This is a genomic window from Phascolarctobacterium sp., assembly GCF_045124115.1.
GTDB lineage: Bacteria > Bacillota > Negativicutes > Acidaminococcales > Acidaminococcaceae > Phascolarctobacterium_A.
The window spans coordinates 58,516-67,696 of sequence record NZ_JBGVLF010000014.1; the positions used below are offsets into that span (position 1 = coordinate 58,516).

Consider the following 9,181-nt stretch of genomic DNA (forward strand, 5'->3'; position numbering starts at 1 on the left):
TCTAAGTTGATATATATCTATATTCAACATTTTACTCCAAAAATCCTCTTTCTACAAGCATTTCACAAATTCTTCCCACAACGGTTACATAATCAGGCTCAGGGTCTAGCTGCAACCAGTTAATATAAGGCATTTTTTTGTACCAAGTAACTTGGCGCTTGGCGAAATTGCGAGTTGCCTGCTTCAACTTGTCTACTGCTTCTTCGTAGGGCATACCATCCCGCAGGTACCACACCATTTGGCGATAGCCAATGCTTTGCATGCTTTGACAGTCAGGACTGACACCTGCGTCCAAGAGACTGCGTACTTCCTCTACTAAGCCTGCCTCCAGCATCAAATCCACCCTGCGATTGATCCTGTCATACAAAGCGCTACGCTCCATATCCAAACCAATGACCAAAGCATCATACGGCATTTCAACAGCTGCACTTTGGGCAACCGTATCCCCCTGCAATGCGGACTCCATTGCCCGTACCACCCTACGCACATTATTGGGATGAATTCCTGCCGCAGCTTGGGGGTCCAACGCCTGCAAGCGGGCATAGAAAGCTTCTGCTCCCTGCTCCGCTGCCTCCTGCTCCAATTGACGGCGCAGGTCGGAATCTTCTTCCGCACTATTAAAGCTATAATTTTCCAACAAAGCTTTAATATACAAGCCGGTACCACCGGCAATAATAGGCAGATGCCCTCTAGCGGTAATTTCCGCAATCAACCGCTCAGCCTGCTCCTTGAAGTCAACAACGCTGAACTTCGCATCCGCAGGCAAGATATCCACCAAATGATGGGGCACTGATGCCAGCTCTTCAGCCGTTGGCTTGGCTGTACCAATATTCATATCCCGGTACACCAGCATGGAGTCACCGGAAATAATTTCGCCATGATATTTCTTGGCAATTTCTATGGCGCAATGGCTTTTACCTGTAGCCGTGGCTCCTAAAATTACCACAACTTTTTCTTTCATTGCTGTCTCCTGATAATTCCAAATTTCACCCTGCTGTACTTGCCGCCTACAAATTCTGTGCAGCCGTACTCCCGCAGGATATATTCGCTACGCTCTTTAATCACGACTTTAGGTGCTGCTTTTAAAGCTAGCTCTACTGCCTGTGGTGATAAAGGTTCTTCCAAAGATAAAGGACGCAATGCTTCCATAGCCTTGGAGCCCTGCACTGGATGGCGGAACATGGGGTCGAAGTACACCACGTCAAAGCTATCGGGAGTACATTGGCATAAATATGCTTCTGCCGTCATTTGGACAGCTTTTATCCTGCGCAGCGCTTCATCTAAAACAGGCCATTTAGTTACATAATGTTTGAGGCCGTAGTCCACAGCAAAGTGGAGCAAAGACGATGCCTCCACGCCCACAACAGTACCACCGGCGCCCACTGCCCAAGAAGCCACCGCTGCGTCGCTGGCTAAGCCCAAAGTGCAGTCAAGCACGCGTCCCCCTTCACCAACACCTAAAGCGTTGAGAAAGTGATCCTTGCCTCCCTGCACCAATTGTTCGATGCGCAACACCGCCATACCTGCATGGTAGGCAAAAGTGCCTGCAGCACTGTGAATACGGGGGCCATCCTTCTCCAACACCACTAACGCTGCCAAGCCTTGCTCCGCCATAACCTCAGGCAATGTTTTATTATGGGGACGCTCCACGTAAACGGCGCCCAAACTTTGGGTCCACGCCTTAGCCTGCTCCAAAGCACCACTGCCCCGCAGATTGCGGGCTACAGTAATGCCGATTTTTCCCTGTAACATTAAAAGCCCGTCCTTTTAAACATTTTATACAATTCCTTGCTATCAATAGCAATCATGCAGGGTCTGCCATGAGGACAAGTAAAAGGATGCTCCGTATTCAGCAAATCAATGATCAGCTGGCGCATTTGGCGCATATTCAATAGTTGTCCTGCTTTAATGGCTGCCTTGCAGGCCGTCATGTGCAGTACCTCCTGACGCAGGTCGCTCCCTGTAATCTCCCGCATTTCGCCCAACATTTTGGCAATTTCGCGAATAAAATCTTCCGCATCTTCTGCCTTAATATCCGTGGGCAAACTGCCAACACGCAGCATGCTTTCGCCGCCTGCTTCCACATCCACGCCCAAACGCAGGAAATCTTCCCGATGTTCTTCAATGCGGGCAATGTCATCTGCCTGCATGTCGATAAAAAGAGGCATCAATAATTGTTGGGCAGGAATTTGCTCATGGCTTGCCACCAGTTTATCGTAAAGAATGCGCTCATGGGCAGCATGTTGGTCGATAAGATACAGTGTATCTTCGGATTGAGCAATGATAAAAGTCTTATCAACTTGACCAATAGGCCAAATATCCGCTACACCGCTATCCGTATCGGTAAAAGTAATGGTTTCTCTAGCAGGTTCCTCAGCAGAAGCGCTTACTACCTTGCCTTCGCTAGTGTTAAAAGGCTCCGCTTGAGCAAACTGTTCCCTTGCTTCATTAATGCTCAGCAAAGTAGCTTGTTTGCCAATATCATATTCCGGTGTTTTAAAAATAGGCTCCGGAGCAGGATTCTTAAACACAGGCTCCATAAAGCCGCGGGGAATACTGCCTGCAGGTTTCGCTACCTGAGCTGCAGGCGCAGGATTTTTCTTGAAATCAGCGCCCTGCTTCCACCATTCCCCGGAAGCAGGCGGATTGGAAGGTGCAGCCTGTTGCGGTACATCCACAAGGGGAGCTGCTTTTCCCGTTGCTACAGGCGTATCCTCAAGCAACGTCAGTTCCGCTTTTTTCGCACTCATAGGCTTGGTCAATGCATCAGTCAACGCTTTATACATAGCCTTATAAACAAGGCTGTCATCACTAAATTTAATCTCGCTCTTTTGCGGATGGACGTTAACATCTACAGAGGCAGTATCCACAGTAATATTCAGTACGGCAAAGGGAAAACCACTTTTAGGAATTTGGGATTGGTAAGCATGGTCAATAGCTTTCGCCAACATTTTATTACCAATGCTGCGGCCATTGACAAACATGGTCTGCCATTGACGGGTGCCCTTTAACAAAGTGGGCTTGCCAATATAGCCTTTAATAGTGATTTCCGGACTGGTAAAGTCCACTACTAAAAGCTCCTGCGCCACATTTTTGCCGTACAGAGCACGGATAGTGTTGGCTAAATCACCATCACCGGGAGTATGGAGGACTTCCTTATCGTTATTAACTAACTTAAAACGCACGTCAGGACGGGACAACGCTAATTTTGTCAGCAATTCGCTAATATAGCGTCCTTCCGTCATGGCAGTCTTTAAAAATTTACGACGAGCAGGCACGTTAAAAAACAAGTTCTCTACAATAACCGTAGTGCCTGTATTACCACCGGTGCTGGTCACTTCCATATTTTCGCCACCATCAATACGTACGGAGGTAGCAAAATCTGCATCCGCAGGACGGGTGAGCAAGTTAAAATTAGAAACAGAAGCAATACTGGGCAAAGCTTCTCCGCGGAAGCCCAAAGTATGCAGGCTCAGCAAATCTTCTGCCTTCACAATCTTGCTGGTAGCATGGCGCAACACTGCCAAACGTGCATTGTCCTCGCTCATACCACAGCCGTTATCAGCCACACGGATATACTCTATGCCCCCAGCGAAGGCAGTAACCTCGATTTGGGTAGCGCCTGCATCTAAAGCATTTTCTACCAATTCCTTCACTACGGAAGCAGGACGCTCTACAACTTCGCCTGCCGCAATCTGGTTGGCAGTATTAGTATCTAAAAGCTGTACCTTGTGCAGATCAGCCATCAGCGTCCACGCTCCTTTCGTGCCTCATCCTGTAGTTTATATAAAGTATTCATAGCCTCAATAGGAGTCATACTCATAACATCAAGGCTCAATAATTGCTCCGTAATAGCACTGGTAAACAGGGAGCCCATCATATCACCCTGAGCTGCAGGCTCCTGCACGCTCAAGGAAGTAGGCTGTCCGTTTTCGCTATCGTACTCCTGCAAGCATTCTTCCGCCCTGTCCAAAACCTTTTTGGGCAAGCCTGCCAAACGCGCCACATGGACGCCATAACTGCGGTCCGTACCCCCTGGTACGATGCGGCGCAGGAAGACAATGTCCTTGCCACGCTCTTTAACTGCCACAGAATAGTTTTTCACACCACTGAGCTCTTTTTCCAAAGCAATCAGCTGGTGGTAGTGAGTAGCGAAAAGAGTCTTGGCTTTAATCTTATCATGAATATATTCCATAACCGCACGGGCAATGCTCATGCCGTCAAAAGTGGAGGTGCCACGACCAACTTCATCTAAAATAATCAGACTGTTTTTCGTAGCATAACGCAAAATTTGCGCTACTTCGTTCATCTCCACCATAAAGGTGCTTTGACCTGTAGCCAAATCATCACTGGCACCTACGCGGGTAAAGATTTTATCCACAGGACAGATGCTGGCTTGACGGGCGGGAATAAAACTGCCCATTTGGCACATGAGCACAAGCAGCGCCACTTGGCGCATATATGTTGATTTGCCTGCCATATTGGGTCCTGTAATCACAATCATGCGCTCGTCATCATTATTCAAATTCACGTTGTTGGGCACGAAGATTTCCTTTTCCAACAAACGCTCCACTACGGGATGACGACCGTCAGTAATGCGGATTTCACCATTATTATTTAACTCAGGACGCACATAATTATATTTGAAGGCTGCCATAGCCAAACCGCAGAGTACGTCAATAGCGGCAATAGCTCTAGCAGTATCTTGGATTTCCGTAATCTTATCGCGAACCAAATTGCGCAGTTCATCAAAAAGATAGTATTCCAAGCTTTCGATTTTCTCTTTAGCGCCTAAAATCTTATTTTCGTATTCCTTTAATTCAGGTACAATATAGCGCTCCGCATTAACCAATGTCTGCTTGCGGACGAAGTAGTCAGGAACGCTGTTAGACTGACCTTTAGATACTTCGATATAGTAGCCGAAAACTTTGTTATAACCCACTTTCATGGTCTTAATACCAGTGGATTCTTTGATTTTGGCTTCAAAGTTCTGCATCCAGCTTTTGTTATCCGCAGCAATCAAATGCAGCTCATCAAGCTCTGCATTATAGCCTTGGCGGATCATACCGCCTTCACGGACGGAGAAAGGAGGTTCGTCCACAATTGCCTGCTGCAAGCGCATAGCAAGCTCTTCGTGGAGGTGGATACCTTCTTCCAGCTTGTGCAGTAGGCGACCTTGGCAATGTGCCAAAATATCCTTTAAGCCCGGAAGTACGGAAAGAGAATTACGCAAAGCAACTAAATCCCTGGCATTGGCACTGCCCACGTCAATACGGCTGACAATGCGCTCCAAATCCGCCACGGCCTTCAGCTGTTCGCCCACTGCCTCCCGCAGTTCCGTCTGCTGCAGCAGTTCCGCCACCGCCTCTTGGCGTTCATAAATACGTCCCAAATCCAACAAAGGACTTTCAATCCAACTACGCAAACGACGGGCACCCATGCTAGTCTTGGTAAAATCCAATACGCCCAGCAAAGTACCACGCTTGCCACCATCCGTCATATTGCGGACAAGTTCCAAATTGCGGATAGCCGTAACATCAAGGTTCATGAAGCTATCGCGGACAATTTCCGTCAACCTATTAATATGACCAAGATCTGCCATCACTGTGCCATGGAGATAGCGAAGCAAAAGCTCCACCGTTTCCTGCACAGCTTCCTGCACCTGCTCCTTGGGGAAATGGCGCGCAAAATAGTTCTCCGTAGCAGGTTCGCTGTAATGGCTTACCGCGCACTCAGGCAAACGGGCAGCAAGCCACTCCTTCAGCTGGTCTTCCGTTTCCATAGCATCGGTCAGCACCACTTCCGCAGGCTGCATGCGATATAACTGCTCCGTAATTTCCGTCAGACTATCGCTGCCCGCTGCTTTGAACCATTGACATTCGCCCGTAGAAACATCGGCAGCAGCTAAGTAGAGGGCATGGCCTTCCTCCCGCAGCAAGACGAGATAGCGATTATGCTTGTCTTCCAATAATTGCTCATTGAGAGCAGTACCGGGAGTAATAATCTTGATGACTTTTCTTTGGACGATGCCTTTAGCAAGTTTGGGGTCTTCCACCTGTTCGCAAATGGCAATGCGGTAGCCCTTCTTGACTAATTTGGCAATATATCCATCCACAGAATGGTAGGGCACGCCGCACATGGGCATATTTTCGCTACCACCTGCTCTTTTGGTCAAGGTAATATTCAATTCCCGGGACGCAGTAATAGCGTCCTCAAAAAACATTTCGTAAAAGTCGCCCAAGCGGAAGAACAACAACTCATCCTTGTGCTGCTCCTTCACTGCCAGGTACTGCTGTACCATGGGCGTGTAGCTTGCAGTAGCCATTAATCCACCGCCTTGCCTTTCACTAACCAGGTTTGTGCTGTATCAACAAGAACGTTGACTTTTTGCCCTACCTCATATTTTTTATCTTCTACAGGCCACAGCACCAAAACGCCGGTGCGGGTACGGCCGCCCCACACGTTAGCCTGCTTGCTGGGACCATCTGCCAAAACTTCCACAGTTTTGCCCACCAGTTTCTCGTGGCAGTGCAGGCTGCTTTCGTTTTGCAACGCCATCAAACGGTTAAGGCGTTCTTTTTTCACTGCCAAAGGCACTTGGTTTTCCATTTTGGCAGCAGGTGTGCCGCTGCGTTTGGAGTAAATAAAGGTAAACGCGCTGGTAAAGCCTACGCGGCGCACTACGTCTAAAGTTTCTGCAAAATCTTCTTCCGTTTCGCCGGGGAAACCCACGATGATATCCGTGGTAATAGCAGCATCAGGCACGTATTTGCGAATCATATCGATTAATGCTAAATATTTTTCTTTGGTATAACCGCGGTTCATGCGGCGCAAAATTTCGCTGGAGCCTGCTTGGAAAGGCACGTGGAAGCCTTCGCAAATGTGCTCGCCTTCTGCTACTGCTTTAATTACTTCTTCGCTCATATCACGAGGATGGCTGGTCATGTAGTGAATACGTTCTACACCGGGAATAGCGTCCACCGTGCGCAGCAGTTTGGCAAAAGCGTCTTTTTCGCCAAAATCTTTGCCATAGGAGTTAACATTTTGCCCCAGCAAAGTAAATTCTTTGTAGCCATCTGCTACTGCCGCCTTGATTTCTGCCACAATATTTTCTACGCTACGGCTGCGCTCCCTGCCACGTACGTAGGGAACGATGCAGTAGGTGCAGAAATTATTGCAACCGTACATAATGGGAATCCAAGCGTGGAAAGGACTTTGGCGTACCATGTGGCCTTCGAACTCGCTTTGGTGGATGGTCAGATCAGTATAAATTTTACCCTTGCGGTCCTCTAAATATTCTAAGAACAAACGCTTAAAGTCGTTAACATAAGCAGTGCCTAAGAGCAAATCTACTTGGGGATGCTTTTTCACCAACTTTTCCCCATCCTTTTGCGCCATGCAGCCTGCTACGCAAATCACTACGTCCGGATTAGCACGTTTTTCTGCCTTCAGCTCGCCAATCTTACCGGCAATTTTCTTTTCCGCACTTTCGCGTACGCAGCAAGTGTTGATGATGATTACGTCCGCACCGTGGTAGTCAGCAATAGGCTTGTAGCCCAGTTCTTCCAGTTGGCCTGCATAATGCTCAGTGTCGGACTCGTTCATTTGGCAGCCGTAGTTGATCAAACAGTAGGTTTTTTGTTTATCTGTCATATATACAACCTCCGTATATCTATCGTAAAATTTAGGTAATCGTTTATCCTATCATAATATTATACTAAACTTATCTGTTTTACCGCAACATGAAAATTTTTATAAGAGGAGAATTAGTTGGGTTAAAATTGATTATTTTACTGTTTTCTCTAAGCTCTACGTAAACGCTACCTACTCTATCACTATAGTTGCAACAATCCAATAAAAGTGCTAAGATAGCAATCCAAAAAGCATTTCCTCCGTGTGGCTCGGCAAATAAGCTCTGAGCAGCGGTCATGAAGGGAAATGCTTTTTGTTTCCTTATTGATATTGCTTAGAATTTATGTTATGATACTTATAGGCAGAATCAACAGAGGCCGCAGGTCACTAGAAATGGGTTGTGGTAACGTACCTGTTGGTTCTGTCTATATATGAACTAAGGTCGGACCTTACGGAGTTGGCCCCGAGTTGTAATCGGGTGCTCCAGTTCTGTTTTGGTTAATCCTTGTCAAAGGCTAAGCCTGTAGTACTGAATGGCGATTTGTAATCGTCTGATTTTGGTACTATGGGTTTAGCTTTTGTTTCCAACGAAAAGCATCCCTACCGTGCGGCTTAGAGTTTAAAAACTTGGCGACGGTCTTGACGGGGATGCTTTTTGTTTTTCTAGGATTTGTAAGGACTATACAACAATATACTAGAAATTTCCAAAGTCCCCTCATCGCTGGTCAGTCCCCACGCAAACTAAAAAAAAAGAAGGCCAAACATCATTGTTCAACCTTCTAAAAGACATATCAAAAATTGTTATTTCTTATTCGTCACCCAAAGCACATATAACATGAAGCAACAATTCAAAAAACCTAGTATCGGACCTAGTATGAAGAAAGAGATAACCATAACAATCAACACCAATAATAATTGCATATCATCACTTCCTTCCCAATTCCTTATTATATCACAGATACAGAGCGCACTTTTAAAGCAGGATCCGCATTTTCTTTCAACAATTATTTTTCTTTTCTTCCACGATACACCTCCAAGCCTCTAGCAACAACATAAACTGCAGCACACGCAAAAATAATATAGCTATATGTATCGAGATCCCTATACGCATTAAATGTAAGCATCAACATAAATAAATCAATTATCTTCATAAAAAATTTCCTCCCATCCTGCTATATAAACACCAATTGCCACACCGTATAACACACTGCGCCAATTGCTCCAATCATGGGATAGCCCTTGAAGCACGAGTGCTATACCAATCAAAATAAAGGTTCTTTTACTCATTTTGTCTATGCTCCTCCTTTATAAACTTTGAGATTCTCATAAAATTTCTTACAGAACCATTGTATCACAGCAAATTCCCAAAATTGGTACAGATAGATACATATAGTCGGTTTTCTTATATATTACTAAAACTTCCCACATGAAAAATACTGCAAAAACACATTTTGCTCCTTGAAAACTCAATATTTCAGCTAATTTTAGCGCACCAAAATAGCCCGTTGAATATACAACGGTAATTTCTCAACAAATTCACTGACGTAAT

Annotated in this window: 7 protein-coding genes; all 7 read right to left on the bottom strand. The window is 46.1% G+C overall.

Translation table 11 applies throughout. The annotated features are described in order from the left end of the window. Positions 1 to 31: 31 nt before the first annotated feature. Positions 32 to 961: a tRNA (adenosine(37)-N6)-dimethylallyltransferase MiaA gene (miaA, locus tag ACJMM4_RS01815; protein WP_405382820.1), complete on the bottom strand. Its 930-nt coding sequence runs from the start codon at positions 959 to 961 to the stop codon at positions 32 to 34. Continuing rightward, positions 958 to 1,752 (bottom strand): class I SAM-dependent methyltransferase, encoded by a 795-nt coding sequence (locus ACJMM4_RS01820; RefSeq protein ID WP_405382822.1) that lies wholly within the window; start codon positions 1,750 to 1,752, stop codon positions 958 to 960. Before ACJMM4_RS01820 ends, miaA begins: the two co-directional genes overlap by 4 nt. Then, a complete protein-coding gene (gene mutL / locus ACJMM4_RS01825) occupies positions 1,752 to 3,746 on the bottom strand; it encodes a DNA mismatch repair endonuclease MutL (RefSeq protein WP_405382824.1) in 1,995 nt (664 codons plus the stop codon). The genes ACJMM4_RS01820 and mutL overlap by 1 nt, the downstream gene beginning before the upstream one ends. After that, complete coding sequence (mutS, locus tag ACJMM4_RS01830; protein ID WP_405379544.1) at positions 3,746 to 6,325, bottom strand: DNA mismatch repair protein MutS; 2,580 nt, start codon at positions 6,323 to 6,325, stop codon at positions 3,746 to 3,748. Before mutS ends, mutL begins: the two co-directional genes overlap by 1 nt. Then, positions 6,325 to 7,653: a tRNA (N6-isopentenyl adenosine(37)-C2)-methylthiotransferase MiaB gene (gene miaB, locus ACJMM4_RS01835; RefSeq protein WP_405379545.1), complete on the bottom strand. Its 1,329-nt coding sequence runs from the start codon at positions 7,651 to 7,653 to the stop codon at positions 6,325 to 6,327. The genes mutS and miaB overlap by 1 nt, the downstream gene beginning before the upstream one ends. Positions 7,654 to 8,636: 983 nt before the next feature. Then, on the bottom strand, positions 8,637 to 8,783 hold the full coding sequence (locus tag ACJMM4_RS01840; RefSeq protein ID WP_405379546.1) for a hypothetical protein: 147 nt from the start codon (positions 8,781 to 8,783) through the stop codon (positions 8,637 to 8,639). After that, on the bottom strand, positions 8,770 to 8,919 hold the full coding sequence (locus ACJMM4_RS01845; RefSeq protein ID WP_405379547.1) for a hypothetical protein: 150 nt from the start codon (positions 8,917 to 8,919) through the stop codon (positions 8,770 to 8,772). The genes ACJMM4_RS01840 and ACJMM4_RS01845 overlap by 14 nt, the downstream gene beginning before the upstream one ends. Positions 8,920 to 9,181 lie beyond the last annotated feature (262 nt).

What these genes read in the sequence shown, in the direction of transcription:
- mutL (WP_405382824.1), bottom strand. Translation starts at nt 3,746, where the DNA reads ATGGCTGATCTGCACAAGGTACAGCTTTTAGATACTAATACTGCCAAC.
- mutS (WP_405379544.1), bottom strand. Translation starts at nt 6,325, where the DNA reads ATGGCTACTGCAAGCTACACGCCCATGGTACAGCAGTACCTGGCAGTG.
- miaB (WP_405379545.1), bottom strand. Translation starts at nt 7,653, where the DNA reads ATGACAGATAAACAAAAAACCTACTGTTTGATCAACTACGGCTGCCAA.
- miaA (WP_405382820.1), bottom strand. Translation starts at nt 961, where the DNA reads ATGAAAGAAAAAGTTGTGGTAATTTTAGGAGCCACGGCTACAGGTAAA.
- ACJMM4_RS01820 (WP_405382822.1), bottom strand. Translation starts at nt 1,752, where the DNA reads ATGTTACAGGGAAAAATCGGCATTACTGTAGCCCGCAATCTGCGGGGC.
- ACJMM4_RS01845 (WP_405379547.1), bottom strand. Translation starts at nt 8,919, where the DNA reads ATGAGTAAAAGAACCTTTATTTTGATTGGTATAGCACTCGTGCTTCAA.
- ACJMM4_RS01840 (WP_405379546.1), bottom strand. Translation starts at nt 8,783, where the DNA reads ATGAAGATAATTGATTTATTTATGTTGATGCTTACATTTAATGCGTAT.